Source organism: Fodinibacter luteus (genome assembly GCF_039541575.1).
GTDB lineage: Bacteria > Actinomycetota > Actinomycetes > Actinomycetales > Dermatophilaceae > Fodinibacter > Fodinibacter luteus.
This window is the reverse complement of sequence record NZ_BAABGM010000013.1, coordinates 226,709-245,599: the sequence shown is the minus strand read 5'-3', so window position 1 is coordinate 245,599 and position 18,891 is coordinate 226,709. Positions and strand designations below refer to the sequence as shown.

Sequence of the window (18,891 nt, the reverse complement as noted above, 5' to 3'; positions counted from 1 at the left end):
GCGCGGGCCGAGGACACCCCCGTGGCGTGGCAGGATGACGGCCGACGGAGCGGCCGCACGGGCCCCTCCGGCATGGCTCGAGGAGGACGACGTGGGATTTCCCGGCATCGGTGGGGGGCGCACGAGCGCGGCGGTCAAGGACGTGAAGACAGCGCTCGAGCAGGCCCAGGACGGCACGGCCGACGAAGGCGTCCTCGGGCGCGAGTCGACCCGGCTCGTCCAGAACATCCTGGACCTCGGGCTCGACGGCAAGGGCTGGTTCGACTCCGCGGACCACGTCGCCGACGAGGCGCTGCGCACCCACGGCGACGCCGAGGCGGCGGTCGACGCCCTCGTGCGCAGCCACGTCGTCAAGGGCGGGGCGGCGGGCTTCGTCACGAGCCTCGGCGGCTTCTTCACCATGCCCGTGGCCCTGCCCGTCAACCTGCTCGGCTTCTACCTCCTCGCGACGCGGATGACGGCGTCGGTGGCCCGCGTGCGCGGGTACGACCTCTCGTCCGAGCACATCCGCACCGCTGTCCTGCTCACCCTCGTCGGCGCCGACGCCGACGACCTGCTGCGCAAGGCCAACGTCGCCGTCCCGGGTGGGACCCTGTCCAACCTCGCCGTGCAGCGGCTGCCCGGCCCGGCGCTCATGGTCGTCCAGAAGGGCATCGGCTTCCGCCTGCTCGCCCAGGTCGGCACGCACACCTTCGCCCGCCTGGGCCGGCTCGTGCCGTTCATCGGCGGGGCCATCGGTGCTGGGCTGGACGCATACATGCTCCGACGCTTCGCCGCGAACGCCAAGCGGCAGTTCCCACCGGTGGCACGCGCCGGCGCGACGGCCATCGAGGCGGACGCTGCATCCACGACCGCCTGACGGCCTGCCCTCGTGGGCAACCGTGGTCGGTGGGCCGCCGGCCGGCCGGCTGGGCCGGCGGAATGTGGTCCGGGCCGCGCGTGGAACGGGAATCGCCCGACACCCGTCGTTCGTTGAGCACAATGGCCCACGAGCGGCCAACTCTCGCCACAGGAGGACGCATGGCATCGGTGAAGAAGTTCGCGGCGGTCGCCGCCGTCGTGAAGGCGGTGCGTCTCGCGGCCCGACCGGGTGGCCCGACGCTCGGTGAGCGCGCTGGGGCCATGCCCCGGCTCGTGCGCGCGACATTGAGCGGCGCGTACCCCGGCATCACGAAGGGCCGGCTCGCGCTGATGCTGGCCGCGACGGGCTACATCGTCTCGCCGATCGACCTCCTCCCCGACGTCCTGGGGCTCGTCGGCCTCGCCGACGACGCCGTCGTCATGGGCTGGCTCGCGACCCGGTTCGTCGAGGAGACCGAGGCGTTCCTCGAGTGGGAGCGTGCCGGGGTCCGGCCCACCGGCCCGGCCACCACGCCGCCCGGCGCGTCCTCGGCCTTCGGGGCGTCGTCGGCCAACGGTGCGTCGTCCACCCCCCCGAGCGGCCACGGACCGACGCCCACGCCCAACGGCACGTCGCCCGCGAGCGCGCAGACGGTGCGCGGGAACGTCGTCGGCTGACCGGCGCGGCACCACGCCGCGCCGCTGCCGCCCCGGTCGTCCACAGGTGACCGGGGCGGCGTCGTCGATCCACAGCTCCCGGGTCGTCGTTCCGTAGGGGCCGGGTACCCGGGAGCGTGTCCGCATGACAGCAGACATCACGCTCCGCGGACCCGGCGACGTCGTCGCGGTCCTTCCGTACCAGCTCGGCTACCAGCCCCACGACAGCGTCGTGGCCGTCTCGATGCGGGGACGCCGGGTCGGGCTCGTCGCCCGCGCCGACCTCCCGCCCGACGAGCACGCCGAGGCGGTCGCCGCCACGCTCGTCGGCCCGGTGGTCCGCGACGGCGCGACCTCGGTTCTCGTCGTCGGGTTCGAGGACGTCCCCGACGCGAGCCTGCCGCTCGGCACGGCCCTCGTCGAGCAGCTCGAGCGCGCCGGCGTCGAGGTCCTCGACGTGGCCGTCGTCCGCGACGGCCGGCGCTACTCGGCCATCTGCTCCGACCCGTGCTGCCCGCCCGAGGGCGTGCCCCTGCCCGAGCCCGCCGACGTCCCCGGGATCGCCGAGCTCGTCGCGATGGGGCGCTCGCCGCTGCCGTCGCGTGCGGCCGTCGACCGCGTCGTCGAGCCCGACCTGCCGTCGTGTGCCGGTGTCGCCGACGCCGTTCTGGCTCGATCGGAGGTGTCGGCCCGTCGCCGCCGCCGCCGTGCGGTGGCGGCGTGGCGCGTCGTCCTTCGCGACCCTTCGGGGGAGTGGCGCCGAGCAGGGGCCAGTGGTCCCGGCGCGTTGCGCGCCCGCACCGACGCGGTGGGGCCACGTGCCGACCCCGTCGTCGTCGCCGACCTCGCCCTCGGCCTGCACGACGTCGCGTGGCGCGACGGTCTCATCGCCTGGCTGGCCCCCGGCGTCCTGCCGGTCGAACGGCTCGATGCCGACGTCGTCCAGCTGCTGCGCTCCTCCCTGCCGGCGTGGGGCGGGATGGGCTTCCACGCTCCCCCGGGGGCCGCCGAGGTCGCCGGCTCCACCGACGGTGACGCCACGCGACGGGCCGTCCTCGCCGTGATGCACGCGGACCTCGGCCAACGCCTGCTCGCGGTGTGCCGTTCGGTGCCCGACGAGTGCCCGGACGAGGCCGCCGCGGTGTGCACCGTGGCCGCCCACGTGGCCTGGGCGCAGGGCGACGGGGCCCTGGCCCGGGCAGCGGTCGAGCGGGCCCTGCGCCTGCGGCCCGACTACCGGCTGGCCGTCCTGCTCGAGCAGCTCATCGAGGGCGGGGTGCGCCTGCCCGTCCGGTCCCGACCCCCGCGAGAACCCGGTGCGCTCGGCTGGGCGGGGTGAGCAAGCGGTTGACCGGCCCTCGGGACGGGGAACGCCCGGGACGCGCGCGTGGTTACCATGGATGCCGGTCATGAGTCCCAGTGCCAAACCCCGGTTTGCTGGGCGGCAACCCTCCTCGCGGTGGGGTGCCCCGGGTGATGACCCGGTTGCACCCACCCCGGTGCGGCAAGCGCGATGTCCGAGGAGCACCTGTCATGACGGCCACCCCCACGCGGTCCACCGCGGCGGTCTGGCGCCCCGGGGACCCTGAGGGTGACCGACGGTTCGCGGCGATCGGCGACCTGCACCTCGAGCGCGGCGGGGTCCTCCCCGACGTCGTCGTCGCCTACGAGACGTGGGGCACCCTGTCGCCGTCCCGCGACAACGCGGTCCTCGTCGAGCACGCGCTCACCGGTGACAGCCACGTCGTCGGTGAGGCGGGTCCGGGCCACGCCTCGCCCGGCTGGTGGCCGGGGCTCATCGGGCCGGGCGCCCCCCTCGACACGGACCACCTGTTCGTCGTGGCCAGCAACGTGCTCGGCGGCTGCCAGGGCACGACCGGCCCGGCATCCCTCGACCCCTCCGGTCGGCCGTGGGGTGGCCGGTTCCCCTTCATCACGATCCGTGACCAGGTCGCGGCCGAGGTGGCCCTCACCGACGCGCTCGGCATCGAGCGGTGGCACGGAGTCCTCGGCGGCTCGATGGGTGGCATGCGCGCCCTCGAGTGGGCCACCGGTCATCCGCACCGTGTCGAACGCACCCTCGTCCTCGCGTCGACGGCCTATGCGACCGCCGACCAGGTCGCGTGGTGCCTGCCGCAGCTCCTGGCGATCCGCACCGACCCGGCCTACCGGGCGGGCGACTACTACGGCTCGCCGGAGTGGCCCGTCACGGGAATGGGGATCGCGCGACGCATCGCCCACACGACGTACCGCCACGAGGCCGAGCTCGCCTCGCGTTTCGGACGCGAGCCGCGCGACGGCGAGGACCCGCTCGGGGGCGGCGGTCGCTACGACGTCGAGAGCTACCTCGACCACCATGCGACCAAGCTGTCGCGGCGCTTCGACCCGAACAGCTACGTGGTCCTCACCGAGGCCATGAACAGCCACGACATCGGCCGCGGACGAGGCGGCGTCGCCGGTGCGCTGGCGTCCTACCGTGGCGAGCTCCACGTGGCCGGTGTGACGACCGACCGGCTCTACCCGCTGCGCCTGTCCCGCGAGATCGCCGCGGCCCGCGAGGGCACGAGGCTGTCCGTCATCGAGTCGCGCCACGGTCACGACGGCTTCCTCGTCGAGACCGGTCAGGTCGGCACGGTGATCACGGACGCCCTGCGCGCGGGCTGAGTGGTGCGTCTGCGGTAACGTCGCCCTCGGAGACACCGTCAGTCGCCCCAGGAGGAGATCGTGACCATCGTCGTCGGGTTCGTTCCCACCAAGGAGGGGCGGGCCGCCCTCACCCGAGCGGTGGAGGAAGCGAGGACGCGCCGGTCGCGCCTCGTCGTCATCAACTCCAACCGGGGTGGTCGTGACTACGACGACGAGTCGAGCCAGGCCGCCGAGGCCGAGCTGCAGCGGGTCACCGACGAGCTGACCGGGGACGGGCTCGAGCTCGAGGTCCGCCAGCTCGTTCGGGGCAACGAACCCGCCGAGGACCTCATCGCCGTCGCCAACGAGACCGATGCCGACCTCATCGTCATCGGCCTGCGCCGCAGAACCCCGGTCGGCAAGCTCATCCTCGGGTCCAACGCCCAGCGCATCCTGCTCGACGCGCCCTGCGCGGTCCTGGCCGTCAAGGGCTGAGCGACGACCCACCCGTCCGGGTGATGTGCCGGATTCCGGCCCGCCGTTTTATAATGGCTGAGCGCACCTGGTCGCGACACCGGCCCCAGCACGACCGGCCGGACGACACGGTGTCGCCCAGGACCCTCCCCGCCGCACCCGGAGCCTGCCTCGCGCGCACCGGAGCCCGGCCATCCGCGACGAAAGGTAGTCGGTGTCGCCTGTGTCCACCAGTTCCTCGGAGCCGAGCGCGCTTCCCCCTGAGTTCTCCCACCAAGCCCTGCAGTCCCTCGTCCGCACCGGGACGGCGAACGGGTCGGTGACGGGGGAGCAGGTCGCGGAGGCCATGCGCGCGGCCGACGTGAGGCCCAAGCGGGGCCGCGTCGTCCTGCGTGCCCTCGGCGAGCAGGGCATCCACGTCGCCATGGAGGCCGGCCCGACCCGCGTCGCCGCCGCCACGACACGCACGACGAAGAAGGCGTCGGCGACGAGCCGGGCCGCCAGTGCCACGACGTCCAAGCCCGCGAAGGCGACGGCGACGAAGGCCACCGCCGCGCCCGCGAAGGCTGCCTCCAAGAGCACGGCCGCGAAGCCCGCGGCCAGGACGACGGCCTCGACGACGAAGTCCGCGGCCAAGACGGCCCCCGCGACGACGTCCGAGGCGGGGGCGACGAAGTCCACCGCGAAGACGGCCTCCCCGGCGACGAAGGCGACGGCGAAGGCCGCACCCAGGGCGAAGGCCGCGGGGACGAGGGCGACGCGGACGGCATCCACCGCGGTCGCCGACGACGCGCCGGCCACCGGCTCGACCCGCACCGCCAAGGCCGCGACGACCCGACAGGCCGCCTCCGTCGCGGCGTCAGTCGACGGTGCCGAGACCCCGGCGCCCCGCACGTCGGCGAGCCGCCGGGCCGCGGCCAAGGCCGCCGCCGCGGCTCCGGCCCCCGTCGAGGACCTCGAGGACGTCGTCGTCGAGGACGACGAGGAGCTCGAGGGCGCCGAGGGCGCGGTCGCGACCACGGAGGGTGAGAGCGAGTCGGGCGGCTTCGTGCTGCGCGACGACGACGAGGACGACGCCCCGGTCCAGCAGGTCGTCACGGCCGGCGCCACCGCCGACCCGGTCAAGGACTACCTCAAGCAGATCGGCAAGGTGGCCCTCCTCAACGCCGAGCAGGAGGTCGAGCTCGCCAAGCGCATCGAGGCCGGCCTGTTCGCCGAGGAGAAGCTGAACTCCGGCGAGAAGATCGAGATGAAGCTCAAACGCGAGCTGTGGTGGATCGCCCAGGACGGCAAGAAGGCGAAGAACCACCTGCTCGAAGCCAACCTGCGCCTCGTCGTCTCGCTCGCCAAGCGCTACACTGGTCGCGGCATGCTCTTCCTCGACCTCATCCAGGAGGGCAACCTCGGCCTCATCAGGGCCGTCGAGAAGTTCGACTACACCAAGGGCTACAAGTTCTCGACGTACGCGACGTGGTGGATCCGCCAGGCGATCACCCGGGCCATGGCCGACCAGGCGCGCACGATCCGCATCCCGGTGCACATGGTCGAGGTCATCAACAAGCTCGCCCGCGTCCAGCGCCAGATGCTGCAGGACCTCGGGCGCGAGCCCACCCCGGAGGAGCTCGCCAAGGAGCTCGACATGACCCCCGAGAAGGTCGTCGAGGTCCAGAAGTACGGTCGCGAGCCCATCTCGCTGCACACCCCGCTCGGCGAGGACGGCGACAGCGAGTTCGGCGACCTCATCGAGGACTCCGAGGCCGTCGTGCCCGCCGACGCGGTCAGCTTCACGCTCCTGCAGGAGCAGCTGCACTCGGTGCTCGACACCCTGTCCGAGCGCGAGGCCGGCGTCGTCTCGATGCGTTTCGGGCTCACCGACGGCCAGCCGAAGACCCTCGATGAGATCGGCAAGGTCTACGGCGTGACCCGCGAGCGGATCCGCCAGATCGAGTCGAAGACGATGAGCAAGCTGCGCCACCCGAGCCGGAGCCAGGCGTTGCGCGACTACCTGGACTGACGGGCACGGCCCGTCTGCGCCGTCGTTGCAGGTCAGCACTGCTTTCCGCGGTTGATAGGGGCCGTTTGCGCGGTGCACAGCGCTACCTGCCTCAACGGCGCATGGTCAAGCCGCGAGCTCGCGGCGTCACCAGCCCCTCGAGCACCCCCTTCCACTTCGTGGTTGTTGGCCAGATCGTTGGTGGGAGGACGCCGCTGACCCCGCTCACACAGTCCCGTGCCTTGGTGCCGCGCTACCCCCGGCCGGCCCGGACCACCCCTGGCCGGACGGGGTCTCATCGAGCCGGTTCGGTGCGTCCCCGCGAGGCAAACCGATGCTGGTGGCGGGCGACTTCAACATCTTGTGCGACTACGGAGAAGACGGCAACGAGTACTGGAGGCGGCGACCTAACGACCATTGCCGCCTGGCTGTCAGCGTCGACTGCTGACGGGGCGCATGACTCGTGCCCGGCGGAAGGCAGCGGCGAACCCACTATCGACTGCTCCGCCGTCCACCTCGTCGAAGCAAATTCCCTGAGGTCAAGGTGTTCCTCCCGCTCATGCCGGCATTGAGGTAGTTCCAGTCTCATGCCCGGGCGCGCATCGGCCTGCCACTCGACCTCGCGGCAGGTTCGCGCCCGCTGCACGGTCGGTGTCCGTTGCGCGCCGCTCTACCTCGATACCGGGGCGCGGGCGAATGCCCAGTTGCGCATCCAGTCGTAGAAGGACGGGTACGAGTCCTTGGAAGCGATGTCGCTACTCCCGAGGTCGGCGACGCGCTCGCAGGCTGCGCCGGTGGCCGAGCAGCGCAGCAGGTAGGTGTAGAGGTCGGCATCGACGGTGATCAGCACCGACTCGTCGGATTCCCACCACGTCCAGTACCCCTCCTCCCCTTCACCCAAGAAGTAGCGCTCTGCGAGTTCGGGCTCGGAGGGCGGCAGTGTGATGACGTCCTGTGGGTCGAGCGACTCGTCCGGCCCGACCGGTCGCACCCGCAGCTGGTGGATGCAGCAGTCAGACGGCGAGTCCGACGGGATGGAGGCGGTGAACATCTCTTTGGTGCCGTCGGGGGAGCGGTATTGCTCGCCCGGGTGCATCCACGGCATGACCAAGTCGAACGTCTCCGGCCCTTCCATCATGTCGTAGGCCAGCTCAGTCGGATGGAGGGTGCCGGCGCGGATATCCCAACGGGTGAGATAGGGGTCAGCCAGGGAGGCCTTCCAGTAACCGTTCCCGGCGGCGTCGATCCCCAACAGCTCGCGCCCGTCCCAGTTCTCCTTGTTGCGCTGGAGGGTATACGTGGCCAGCGCCGTGTTCGCCTCGGTGTCCCAGGTGAAGAACTCCACCCGATCCGGGTTCTCTTGGTGATTCACCCAATAGGCGATGCGGCCGTCCACGCTCAAGCCCGGCGGGTGAGCACCATCCGGCACCGGGAGCGGTTGAAGCCGGTCGCCCCGAACGAGCGCCCACGCCGTTGGCGCGTCCCCATCCTGGGGTTCGCTCTGGTCGCCGCCCACCAGGACCGTATCGCCGCTGACCCTGAGGTCCACCGCGACGAACGGGGCGGGGATCTGCTCACCGTTGATGTACAGGACCCCGTCGTGCCAGTACGGCGTGGCCGGCGGCGCGCCTGCCGGGAGGGCGTCGATCCACTGGTGCAACTCGGAGGGGAACGCCATGCTCGCCGCCGGGGTCGGGGTCGGGGTCGGGATCGAGTTGGCCGGCACCGGCTCCAGGGCACGACCACTGCGGCCCGCCCACTCGAACGAGAGCCCCGCTAGTACCAGGACCAGCACGGCGGCGGCGGTCAGGCCGGCGACCACAACCGCCCGGCGCCTCACCCGGCCGGGCGAGACCAGCTGCTCCAGCATCGAGCCTCCTGATAATGCCCTAGGCCACACCACCGGTGCCAGGCCCTCTACATGAAGGACGCATTGAGAGTGCGCTGTGGTTCAGTCCGGCTGGGAAGCCCATGGGACGGGCTTGGTCACGCCTGAGGGAGTGAGGTCCTCGTCAGTCAGTCTCGCAAGTCCCACTCTCGCCCAAGTGGCGGACATGAGACCACTCGCCCGGGGGCGCCTGGCGTGGATCCGATTCCCACCTCTGGCAACTGGGCTGCCCGTCGACTGAACCAGGGTCCTCCGTCGTGGCGTTCAGTGGGTAGGCGACCTTCTTGGGCCCGCCTGCGACGAAGGAGGCGAGATGCGACGCAGCGACGAGGAGGCGTTCTCCGCGTTCGTCGCCGAGCACAGCGCCACCTTGTTCCGCACCGCCTACCTGATCACCGGTGACTACCAGCGCGCCGAGGACCTTCTCCAGGACTCGCTGGTGCGGGTCTACCAGCGCTGGGCCCTGGTCGAGGCGATGGACCACCCGGTCGCTTACACCCGCAAGATCCTGGTCAACCAAGCCACGTCGTGGTGGCGCCGCCGCTCCTCGCACGAGTCGCCTGTGCTCGTGCGCGACGACCGCACGTGGGACGGCCGGCTCGAGAACGTCGGCGAACACGAGCGGGTCTGGGCGGCCGTGCTGGCCCTGCCCCCCAGGCAACGCGCGGTGGTGGTGTTGAAGCACTACGAGGACCTCAGCGAGGCCGAGATCGCCGCCGCCCTGGACATGGCGCCGGGCACCGTCAAGAGCCACGCCCACGCCGCCGCGCGGCGGCTGGCCGTTCTGCTCGCCGAGCCGGGCGCCGCGCCGGCACCAGCTCGGGAGGCAACGCCATGAACCTGGATCAGCAGCTGTCCCAGACCCTCCGCCACCTGGCCGAGCAGGTCGACCCACCAGAGGTCACCCTCGACGGCATCCGCTCCCTGGCCCACGCCAACCGGCGGCGCACCGTCGCCGCCACCGCAGCCGCCGGGATCTTCGCTCTCGCCCTGGCGGGCATCCCTCTGCTCACTGCCAGCCGTGACACCACGGCACCGCCAGTGGCACCGGAGCCAACCGGTGAGCTTTTCCGAGCCGACCTGAGGGATCCCTCCCGCTGCGTGGACAAGGGGATCGACGGGGAGCGGCCGCAGGAACCTGGCTTCCCGGCCGGGCCCGGACTGCAGGCGTGGATGGACGACCTTCCGGTCGGGGAGCCGCCGCTGTCCCCGTACTGGCACGACGGCGTGCTGCACGTGCGCGGAGTACAGGTCCCGGCGCCTTACGCCTCCGTGACGCTCGAGGCCGCCGGTGAGACCGTCCTGGTTGCAGGCGAAACCAGGTTCGAGGAGGGCGGAGCGTCACCGCAGTGGATGTTGGTGCGTGGCGACCAGCTCACGCCCCTTCCCGTCCCGGAGGGCTACAGCCCACAGCTGAGCGTCGACGGCCGGGTCGCGTTCTGGGAGGCCCACCCCACCGCTGAGATCACGCAGTTCGTCACCTGGGACACCGAGACGAACGCGCCTCTGGCTTCCCGAACCGTGCCGGGGAACATGTGGCTGGAGGGCTCCGTGTGTCGCATCAACCTGCTCGGTATCGACGCTGCAGGGAATGGCCACGTGCTGGACCAAGCGAGCGAGTCCCCGGTCGCCCGCTGGGACGTACGCGCCGACACCGTCGCACCGACCGAGCTGACCTACGACCCCACCAAGACGCTCAACCAGTTCGACGCGTTCAAAGGTCTCGAGGACGCGTTCGTCTCCCCGGACGGCACCCGGGAGGTCTTCACCGAAGCCGCCCCGGGAGACTCCCCAGCCGGCTGCTGCGCCACTCAGCTGAGGGTGCGCCCAGCACAGTCGGGCCAGCCCGGCGACATCGTCACCTTGCAGCTCCCCCAGGGCATCCCCTCGATGCGGCTGTGGGACGCCGCCACCGACCGCGGGACGTGGATGGTGTGGTGGGAGACGAACCAGACCGTGCTTCTGGACGCCCCCGTCGCCAACCACAGCTACCTTGTGCGCTGCTCGACCAGCAACGGGGCCTGCGAGCGGGTGTTCGACCTCGGCCGCAACAGCAACGAAGGAGCCCAGTACGTCCCCCACTGGGATGCGGACTGGGCCTTCGCCCGCGCCCCGGCTGCGGAGTAGCCCCACGGCCAGTCGGGGTGACTCAACCGCGAGTAGGTCCCCCACCTCGCCGCCTATGCCCTGGGCGTGCTCGGGCAGGGTAACGACCCGGGTCGGAGGTCCTTGCCCCGCTACCGCTCGTACGCTCCCGACGTGATCACCAACCGGCAAGGGGCCGCCTGCGAGACCGCAGCACAGTGGCCCCGCAGTGACCAGTCGTGGACATGGTGTCTGCCATCGAGCGTGGTTGCGCCCGGTCCAGACATGGCCTTGGGCCGCGCCAGGGTGCATCCTGACTTCGATGACGCGAAGCCGATACGTAGGCGACTGAACCCCGGGCCACCCTCGCGGCGTTGAGTAAGTGAGGCGACCACCCGGTCGACCCTTCTTCAAGGAGGCGAGAGTGCGGCAGAGCGACGACGACCGCTTCACGGCCTTCGTCGCCGCCAACACCGCGACCCTGTTCCGCACCGCCTACCTGATGACCGGTGACTCCCAGCGAGCCGAGGACCTGCTGCAGACCACGTTGGTGCGGGTCTACCAGCACTGGACTCGGATCGAGGCGATGGACCGCCCCGTCGCCTACGCCCGCAAGGTGCTGGTCAACCAGTCCACCTCGTGGTGGCGCCGCCGCTCCGCACACGAGTCCCCCGTACTCGTGCGCGACGACCGGTCCTGGGACGGCCACGTCGACGACATCGCAGAACACGAGCGCGTCTGGGCCGCCGTCCTGAGTCTCCCCCCGAGGCAGCGAGCGGTGACCGTGCTGAAGTACTACGAGGACCTGAGCGAAGCCGAGATCGCCGTGACCCTGGACATGGCGCCAGGCACCGTCAAGAGCCACGGCCACGCAGCCGCCCGCCGGCTGGCCCGGCTGCTCGCCGAACCCTCCGACCCGCCCGCCGAACCCTCCGACCTGCCCGCCAGACCCCCAGGACCGGCCCAAGGGGTCACGCCATGAACCTCGAGCAGAGACTGACCGACGCGGCCCTCCACGTCGCCGAGCACGTCGAACCACCTGTGGTCGACCTCGACGCCGTCCGTTCGCAGGCCCACGCGAAGCGGCGGATGACCGTCGCCCTTGCCGTGGCCGCCGCCATCATCGCGGTGGGCCTGGCCGGCATCCCGCTGGTTGCCATGGGCCGTGACACGACCGCGCCCCAGCCAGCGGTGACCCCGAGGAGCACCATCATCTTCACCCTGCCCGACTCGGACTGCGCCGCGGGCCGGTGCCTCAAGCCGAGGAGCTACAGCATCCCCCTGGGGCTGGACGACTCCGGACGCCGGCTCCGCGCACGGATGACCGTCCTGGCGGGCGGCTGGGAAGCCGTTGGAGACCATCACCGGATCACCCGGGAGGACCCCGCCGGTGCCGTGGTCCTGAGCGTCTACCAGCCGCACGAGTTCGCAGGCACGGAGCCGTGTCAGGAGGACGGAGCCACCAGGAAGGTCGCGCCGGACGCCACGGTGGACGACGTGGTGCGTCTCCTCACCACCCTTCCGCAGTTCGCGGTGGTGGAGGGGCCGCGCGCGCTCCCGGCCTTCGGCCGTGACACCAGCAACCTCAAGGTGCGGGCGAACCGGGTCAGCTGCTCGGCGGTTGCCGGTGCGCGGTACAACCTCGCGCACATCTACGGGAGCGAGGGCTACGGCGAGGGCTACGAAACCGACCCCAGTTTCGAATCCAACATCTACCCCGGCCGGCAGGTCCTCATCGAGTTCTGGGTCCTGACACTCGAAGGCAAACCCGTTGTCATCGAGGCACGTCAGGAAGGGAGCCCGGGGGACGCGATCATCCAGGAGCTCGACAAGGTCCGCGAGTCGCTCACGTTCGGGATCCGGCAGTAGACCAAGCTGTTCGCCGCATGGGCTCGGAACTCCACATACCTGGCGACCGCTTCGTTGTCATCAACCCCGGAGGCTCGAGAAGTCCCCTCTCATCGGCCGATGACCGCAGAGATCTGGCCTCGCAGCTGCGTGACTACGACGTGCAGGCAGTCTCCATCGGCCCCTTCAGCGTGGCCTTCACCGGCTCGGATACCAACAGGCCCTCAAGGGTGGGCATGGCTGGCATCCACGGAGGAATGGGCGCGCTCCTAGGTTGGCGCCGAGAAAATTGTGCTCACGGCACACGCCGGCTGACCGGGGCGCGGCCCAACGCCAAGCCGCACCGTCGGTGGACGTGCGGGCCGCTCTACCTCGATACAGGGGCGCGGCCGAACGCCCAGCCGCCACTGAGCCAGTAGGGGTCGTGCTGCGAGTCCTGCTGGTGGTTCGCATCAGTCCAGGGGCCGAGGTCCAGGACGCGCTGGCAGGTTCCGCCAGTGGCGGGGCAGCGCACGAGGTAGCTGCGGAGGTCGCCGTCGACGGCTATCAGCACGGACTCGTTGGACTCCCACCACACCCAGTGCTCCGGCTCGTTCAAGTCGAACAGCGGGTAGGGGACCGCATCGGAAAGGGACAGTGTGCTGACGTCCTTGGGGTCGAGCTGGTCGTCGGGCGCGACCGGGCGCACCCGCAGTTGGTTGATGCAGCAGTCAGACGGCGAGTCCGACGGGGCGGAACCGGTGAAGGCCCTCTTGGTCCCGTCAGGAGAGCGGTACGGGTCCTCCGAGGGCATCCACGGGACGAACCCGTCGACCCACTCGGGCGGGTCCCACGGCTCGTAGGTCAGGTCGGTCGCCGTAATCGTGTCGGCGCGGACATCCCACCGGCTGTACAGGTCGCTGGTGATGTAGTCGGGCTGCCAGTAGGCGTTTCCGGCGGCGTCGACCCCCCTCAGCTCGGCATTGTTACCCGGCACGGTTCTTGAGGCCAGGGCGGTGTTGGTCTCGGTGTCCCAGGTGAAGAACCGCGTGGTGCCGTTGTCCTGGCGAGCCATCCAGTACGCGATCCGGCCGTCGACGCTCAGCCACACGTCGTACGTGCCCGCCGGCACGGGCAGCGGTTCGAGCCGGTCGCCTCGAACGAGCCCCCACATCAACGGCCCAACGTCCTTGGTATCTCCCTGGTAGCCCCCCACCAGGACGGTGTCACCCGCGGCCTCGATGTCCACCCTGCCGTACGGGGCCGGGATGCGTTCACCGTTGACGTACAGGGTCCCGTCGTGCCAGTACGGCGTCGCCGGAGGCGCGCCGGCCGGGAGGGCGTCGACCCACCGCTGCATGGGCGACGCGATGCCCGAGCCGATTGACGCGCTGGTGCTTGGGTTGGCCGGCACCGGCTCCAGGGCCTGGTCGTTGTGGCCGGCCCAGGCGAACGAGAGCCCGGCCAGGGCGAGGACGGCCGCGGCGGTCAGGCCGGCGATCGTCGCCGCCCGGCGCCTCACGCGGCCAGTCGCGACCGGCTGCTCCAGCATCGAGCCTCCTGATGGCTCCTGGGCCACACCACCGGTGCCAGGCCCTCTACCTGAAGGACGCATTGAGAGTGCCCTTTGGTTTACCCCGGCTGCGACCTTCGTTGGGACGGGCCTGGTCACGCCGGAGGGAGTGAGGTGCTCAGGCAATCTCACCCCTGATTTGTCGGCTGCGCTCCAGGCACTGCAGCGGCAGACACCAGAACAAGGCGCTCGCCGCTTCCCGCCGGACCCGGGCCGTTGAGCTGCGCAGCGAGGGTTGGACCTATGACGCGATCGCGGACGAGCTCGGCTACGCGCACCGTGCCACGGTGTACACGATCGTCCACAGAAAGTCGACAGCGAGGCCCGGAGGTCCTCGAGACGCCGTCGCTCTTGAGCACGGAGAACATGCGGGAGAACCGCATCCGAGAACTGTGGCGTAGCTACTTCATCGACCGCCAAGTCAACGAGGTCCTGCACGGTCTCTTCAACGGAGGCGAGCCGCCGGACGAACTGGTCGCCCTGGTCACCCGGCGTGCCCCACAACGCCGCCTCCCATCCGAAGACGTCCAGTCGTCCTTGTTGCGCGTGCGCGAGCTTCGACTGGCCGCAGCCGGGGATAGCACGCCCAACAGCGGCGGGCCTACCTCGGGGCTGGCGTTGGAGCCGCCGACGGCAGTATGTAAACCGCGCCGGACAGAAGCGCAACTGCGACTGGTCAACGAAGGTCAGCGGCCAGGCCCAAGGGGACCGCGGCCGAAGGTGCGGTCGGCGTACCGGAGCTCCTTGAGTCAGGGCGCCTTCTACCCTGTGGAATCCACGCCCATTACGACGGCACCGATTGGCCGGCGACCCTGACAGCACAGGGCAGATCACCATCAACGGCCGCTCATACACGTCCCTGTCCGCCGCCGGGCAGGCGGTGAGGATCGCCTCCCGCGGGCCCGACGTTTCGCAGACCACCTTGGCAACAGACGGCTGGTCGTTCTGGCGAGCACAGGACCAACATGTGGGTGATCTCGTGACCCTCAAGGAGCTCCGGCGAAGGCACGTCATGCAGGGTCGCCCATGACGGCGCCCGACTCATCTCAGTCCAGGACATTTCACTGCAGCGCTCCTGACCTGCACGTTCACGACGCACAGATGCACAGCGCTCAGCCGTTCCTACTGCGCGACTACCTAGACTGACGCGCCTCGTCGTTACGCGGCATCTGTTCAGGTCAGCGGCCTTATTCAGATTGTCACGACACTCTCAGCGAGTCGCACTGCGCTCTTGGTCCAGATGTCTTCTACGGTCCGCTCTCGCAGGTACCCGGTGACTGAGCCGCCGGTCACAACGGTGCCTGCCGGTCGGTCGAACTCTGGGTCGTACTCCGGAAGGGTGAACGTATCGGCGAACGTGCACGCGAGGGTCTCCCTCGGATTGTGGTTCGCCACGTTGCCGCCGCCCTTGAGGTCCGCGTCTTCCAGCGACTGCTCGATCACTGATCCGTCGGGCAAGCGGGGAACATGAAATCACCGAACTCGATTGGAACCAACACGCCGTGGTCACCGACGATCCGACCCGGTGTGAAGGAGCCTGCGCCGCTGACCAGAACATCGAATGACTCGCCGTTGTCGCAGACGAGCGTGATGGTCTCCCGCTCGGGTGGAGCCGCAAGGGCCGGCCCGGCGCTCGCAGCGAAGGGCCCAAGCAGCAAGGAAGTCACAGCCCGGTGCTGACCCGGCGCCGCTGCGCGGGCATCCGTCCCTGCTCCGCTCCCGTCTCTGCTCCGCGGCGGCAGGGCGACCACAGCCATCGGTCATGGCTGGGCTCAGTAGCGCTAGAAGCCTCATGTCCTGCGGCGTGTCCGCCGACCCGACTGAGTCGCTCAGCAGAAGAGGGAGGGCACGTTACGCCCGTTGTCCACGAGCACGACCAGCCGGGTCGACCGCTGCACGTGGACGGCAAGAGGTACAGCAACAAATTCCACGGCGGCGGGTGATCTGCAGCCGGGCCAAGCGGGAGGTGCTCCGGACGCCGGACGGTGGCTCGGATTTCGTGGTTTCTCCGGACTCGGTCCGCCGTCTCGGGAATACTGCCCTGCCAGGAGTCCTGCCGGGAGGAGGCGACGCTCCGTCGCCACGGTGGTGCTCCGGAAGGGGAATAGCACCATGCATCGTTTCGCCTCGCGCCTCGGCCAGTCCATCGCCGTCGCAGCCGCTCTCGGTCTTGCCACGGCGACCACCGCAGCCGCCCACGAGTGCTACAACGCCAGCCGGTCCGAACAGGGCAACCTCAAGGCTGGAACACAGTCCAACACATGGTTCACCCTCGTGGTGGCCGACATCATCGCCGAGGAGGTCGAGGAAGGGTTGTACGACGCAGAGACCGGTGAGTGCATCCTCGACGCGTACGAGGGGGCCGGTGGTCAGGCATCCTTCACGGTCAAGGTCGTGGGCGGCAAGGACGGCCTCATCGCCGGGGGTGTCACGAACCAGGAGATCCTCTCCAACGGCAAGGGCATCGACCACATCTTCCCGGCGTACGGGGAGGCCATCTTCGGCGCCTATGGCGGGTGCGGCGTCGAGTTCTGACCCGAGCGCGGACGGGTGACCGGGAGGTTGTTGTGATGAGTATCGTCCCGGTCCTCCTCAGACCGTTCGGACGGTGCCCCCTCCGCAGTCAGGACTGCGGAGGGGGCATCCGTGTCAAGCGGCCTGGGCCCGCACGAGCCCGATCCAGCACCTCCCAGAGGCGTGCCAGTCAAGGATGTTTCATTGCACAGCGCTCTTGACCTGCGCGTTCGCCACGCACGGAAGCACAGCGCTCAGCCGTTCCTACTGCGCGACTTCGCCGAGTGGCCGGCGTTCCTCGCCGCGAACGGCGTGCCCGAGGAGCGGTGGAACGACGCCTCGGCCATCGAGGCCGAGGGACAGCCCTGCATCTTCGTCCAGAGGGTGCCTGAGCCCAAGACCGTCCAGAACCGGGTGCACATCGGCCTGCTCGCCGGTGGAGGGCCGTCCGTGCCGCTCGACGTCCAGCGCGAACGGGTTGCCGCCGAGGTGGCTCGGCTCGTGGCGCTCGGTGCGTCTCAGGTGGGCGAACACGCCGGCCTCGGGGTGCACTGGTGCGTCAAGCGCGACCTCGAGGGCAACGAGTTCTGCGTCTGACCCGAGAGGTCCCCACCCCGGTCTCGTCGGGACGAGACCGGGGTGGGACCAGGGGCGGTGCCGTCAGCGCCGGAAGTGGGCGCCGATCCGGTCTCCGGCCGCCATCGCCGCCCGGTCGGACGCCTTGCCCGTGCCGCTGACCGAGCTCGTCGACATCGCGTAGAGCAGGATCGCGTGGGCCGCCGCGTCGGACATCTCCTCGAGGGCCTGCGTGTTGACGTTGCTGATGGTGCCGTTGTACTCGAGCGCACCGTCGTAGGCGTCGTTCAGGGCCTCGTACAGGCCCGCGTCGGCGCCGTCACCGATGGGGTCGAGGCTGTCGCACGCCTCGTGGTAGCACGGGTCGTACGACACGGGCTCACCCTCGTAGGTCGCGAGGCCGCCGTAGATCGCCGCCTGCTCGTCGGTCTTGGCGCCCTCGGCCCCGGTGAACAGCCCGCCAGCCGGGATGCCCGCCGTGATGAAGGCGTCGTAGTCGGAACGTCCGCTGAACTCCGTCGGCTCCGACTCCAGGCCCACCGACGCGAAGTAGTCCTCGAAGACGCCCTCGATCGACCCGCTGCCCGTTGGGCCCTTGATCCCGAACGCCGAGCCGTCGCCGTCGTAGACGAAGCGCACGTAGTTGGGGGAGCCGATCATGTCGAAGTTGAGGTAGAGCTCGATGTCCTTGGCGTCCGACTTGCTGAGGCTGTCGACGTAGTACTGCGAGCCGATGAGTCCGGCCTCCTCGGCACCCCACCACGCGAAGCGGATGGTGTTGCGCGGCTCGATGTCGAGCTCCGCGATCTGGAGGGCGATCTCGAGCAGCGCCGCCGATCCGCTTCCGTTGTCGTTGATGCCGGGTCCGGCGCTCACCGAGTCGAGGTGGGCACCCGCCATGATGACGCGGTCGTCGCGACCGGTCGGCGTCTCGGCGATGAGGTTCTGCGTCGGGACGTCGAGCTGGATCAGGGTGTCGGTCTTGATGTGGACGATGACCTCGCCCTGCTCGACCAGCGACGCGAGCTCGTTGCCGATCTCGAAGGAGGTGCCGACGACCGGGATGGGGTCGGAGAAGGCGTCACCGAGCGTCGCGGACAACGGCTCCGTGCGGCCATCCTGGCCCTCGTTGAAGATGATGACGCCGACCGCACCGGCGTCGTAGGCGTTCGCCGCCTTGACGGCGAAGTCGCACGAGCCGCGCTGCACGAGGGCGATGTTGCCGTCGACGAAGTCGATGAAGTCCTCCGCCTCGCACCCGCTGGTCGACGTGTTGGCGTCTGCGCCGGGCGGCAGTACCAGGTCGACCGCCTGCACCGGCGCCTGGACGTCACCGCTGCCGGAGTACTCAGCGGTGAAGAAGTCCTCGTTGGCCGTGTAGGTGACCGGGTCGGGGGAGACCCGCTCGAACACGGGGTCGGAGAGCTCCTCGAAGGAGTTGAACGTGAAGTTCTGCACGGTCACGTCGTAGCCGGCGGCCTCCAGCAGGGCCCTGAGATAGTCCACCGAGGCGTCGTACCCCGGGGTCCCGCTGGCGCGCGTCCCGCCGTTGTTGTCCGCGATCTTCTGCAGCTCGGCCAGGTGGTCCATGATCGCCCCGGCCGCCACGGCCTCACGCAGCTCGCTGGTGTCGGCAGGGACTGCCGCGTTCGCGGTGGCGACCCCCGCCAGCACCACACTCGTCACTGCGGCGGCCGCCAGCGCAGCCCTCGACGTTCTCGGCATCGTTGCCTCCTTGGTTCATCGCCACATCCGCCACCGGACGGTGGACGGGCGTATCCGCACATCCTGTGACATCGACCACGTTGTAACGCCGTAAGAGTCGGCTGAATTCTGTGG

At 70.2% G+C, this 18,891-nt stretch carries 17 protein-coding genes and 1 riboswitch; of the genes, 13 read left to right on the top strand and 4 right to left on the bottom strand.

The genetic code is table 11. From position 1 onward, the window contains the following. Window positions 1–34 precede the first annotated feature (34 nt). The 6 genes from ABD899_RS10830 (at window position 35) to ABD899_RS10805 (ending at window position 6,610) form a co-directional block, all read left to right on the top strand. Entirely contained in the window at window positions 35–859 is an 825-nt protein-coding gene (locus ABD899_RS10830; RefSeq protein WP_345205662.1) for an EcsC family protein, read from the top strand. Between the two features lie 161 nt (window positions 860–1,020). After that, window positions 1,021–1,518: a YkvA family protein gene (locus ABD899_RS10825; protein WP_345205660.1), complete on the top strand. Its 498-nt coding sequence runs from the start codon at window positions 1,021–1,023 to the stop codon at window positions 1,516–1,518. 124 nt (window positions 1,519–1,642) lie between these two features. Continuing rightward, window positions 1,643–2,836 carry a DUF4192 domain-containing protein gene (locus ABD899_RS10820; RefSeq protein WP_345205659.1) on the top strand — a complete coding sequence of 398 codons (1,194 nt, stop codon included), beginning with the start codon at window positions 1,643–1,645 and terminating at the stop codon, window positions 2,834–2,836. 66 nt (window positions 2,837–2,902) lie between these two features. After that, window positions 2,903–3,014: riboswitch (SAM riboswitch) on the top strand. Between the two features lie 16 nt (window positions 3,015–3,030). Continuing rightward, window positions 3,031–4,161: a homoserine O-acetyltransferase MetX gene (gene metX / locus ABD899_RS10815; protein WP_345205657.1), complete on the top strand. Its 1,131-nt coding sequence runs from the start codon at window positions 3,031–3,033 to the stop codon at window positions 4,159–4,161. A 60-nt stretch (window positions 4,162–4,221) separates the two neighbouring features. Next, on the top strand, window positions 4,222–4,617 hold the full coding sequence (locus ABD899_RS10810; protein ID WP_345205655.1) for a universal stress protein: 396 nt from the start codon (window positions 4,222–4,224) through the stop codon (window positions 4,615–4,617). 202 nt (window positions 4,618–4,819) lie between these two features. Next, window positions 4,820–6,610: an RNA polymerase sigma factor gene (locus tag ABD899_RS10805; RefSeq protein WP_345205652.1), complete on the top strand. Its 1,791-nt coding sequence runs from the start codon at window positions 4,820–4,822 to the stop codon at window positions 6,608–6,610. 649 nt (window positions 6,611–7,259) lie between these two features. Here the strand turns inward: ABD899_RS10805 and ABD899_RS10800 are convergent. Then, window positions 7,260–8,459 carry a hypothetical protein gene (locus tag ABD899_RS10800; RefSeq protein ID WP_345205650.1) on the bottom strand — a complete coding sequence of 400 codons (1,200 nt, stop codon included), beginning with the start codon at window positions 8,457–8,459 and terminating at the stop codon, window positions 7,260–7,262. A 331-nt stretch (window positions 8,460–8,790) separates the two neighbouring features. Between ABD899_RS10800 and ABD899_RS10795 the strand changes: the two genes are divergently transcribed. The 4 genes from ABD899_RS10795 to ABD899_RS10780 all read left to right on the top strand — a co-directional run bounded on the left by ABD899_RS10795 (window position 8,791) and on the right by ABD899_RS10780 (window position 12,431). Then, window positions 8,791–9,315 carry a SigE family RNA polymerase sigma factor gene (locus ABD899_RS10795; protein WP_345205648.1) on the top strand — a complete coding sequence of 175 codons (525 nt, stop codon included), beginning with the start codon at window positions 8,791–8,793 and terminating at the stop codon, window positions 9,313–9,315. Further along, window positions 9,312–10,604 (top strand): hypothetical protein, encoded by a 1,293-nt coding sequence (locus tag ABD899_RS10790; RefSeq protein ID WP_345205646.1) that lies wholly within the window; start codon window positions 9,312–9,314, stop codon window positions 10,602–10,604. Before ABD899_RS10795 ends, ABD899_RS10790 begins: the two co-directional genes overlap by 4 nt. Window positions 10,605–10,986: 382 nt before the next feature. Further along, complete coding sequence (locus ABD899_RS10785) at window positions 10,987–11,544, top strand: SigE family RNA polymerase sigma factor (protein WP_345205643.1); 558 nt, start codon at window positions 10,987–10,989, stop codon at window positions 11,542–11,544. Continuing rightward, the gene (locus tag ABD899_RS10780; protein WP_345205641.1) at window positions 11,541–12,431 is read left to right on the top strand and encodes a hypothetical protein; all 891 of its coding nucleotides are present in this window, start codon (window positions 11,541–11,543) and stop codon (window positions 12,429–12,431) included. The genes ABD899_RS10785 and ABD899_RS10780 overlap by 4 nt, the downstream gene beginning before the upstream one ends. 346 nt (window positions 12,432–12,777) lie before the next feature. On the opposite strand, the gene ABD899_RS10775 is transcribed toward ABD899_RS10780, so the two are convergent. Further along, complete coding sequence (locus ABD899_RS10775; protein WP_345205639.1) at window positions 12,778–13,941, bottom strand: hypothetical protein; 1,164 nt, start codon at window positions 13,939–13,941, stop codon at window positions 12,778–12,780. Between the two features lie 146 nt (window positions 13,942–14,087). Between ABD899_RS10775 and ABD899_RS18930 the strand changes: the two genes are divergently transcribed. Next, window positions 14,088–14,363, top strand: a complete 276-nt coding sequence (locus tag ABD899_RS18930) for a helix-turn-helix domain-containing protein (RefSeq protein ID WP_425474959.1) — start codon at window positions 14,088–14,090, stop codon at window positions 14,361–14,363. A 790-nt stretch (window positions 14,364–15,153) separates the two neighbouring features. On the opposite strand, the gene ABD899_RS10770 is transcribed toward ABD899_RS18930, so the two are convergent. Beyond that, complete coding sequence (locus tag ABD899_RS10770; RefSeq protein ID WP_345205636.1) at window positions 15,154–15,405, bottom strand: hypothetical protein; 252 nt, start codon at window positions 15,403–15,405, stop codon at window positions 15,154–15,156. A gap of 669 nt (window positions 15,406–16,074) precedes the next feature. Here ABD899_RS10770 and ABD899_RS10765 point away from each other — a divergent pair. Next, complete coding sequence (locus tag ABD899_RS10765; RefSeq protein ID WP_345205634.1) at window positions 16,075–16,497, top strand: hypothetical protein; 423 nt, start codon at window positions 16,075–16,077, stop codon at window positions 16,495–16,497. 183 nt (window positions 16,498–16,680) lie between these two features. Further along, window positions 16,681–17,073 (top strand): VOC family protein, encoded by a 393-nt coding sequence (locus ABD899_RS10760; protein ID WP_345205631.1) that lies wholly within the window; start codon window positions 16,681–16,683, stop codon window positions 17,071–17,073. Between the two features lie 63 nt (window positions 17,074–17,136). Here ABD899_RS10760 and ABD899_RS10755 read toward each other — a convergent pair whose 3' ends face one another. Beyond that, window positions 17,137–18,777: a M20/M25/M40 family metallo-hydrolase gene (locus ABD899_RS10755; RefSeq protein WP_345205628.1), complete on the bottom strand. Its 1,641-nt coding sequence runs from the start codon at window positions 18,775–18,777 to the stop codon at window positions 17,137–17,139. Window positions 18,778–18,891: the final 114 nt, after the last annotated feature.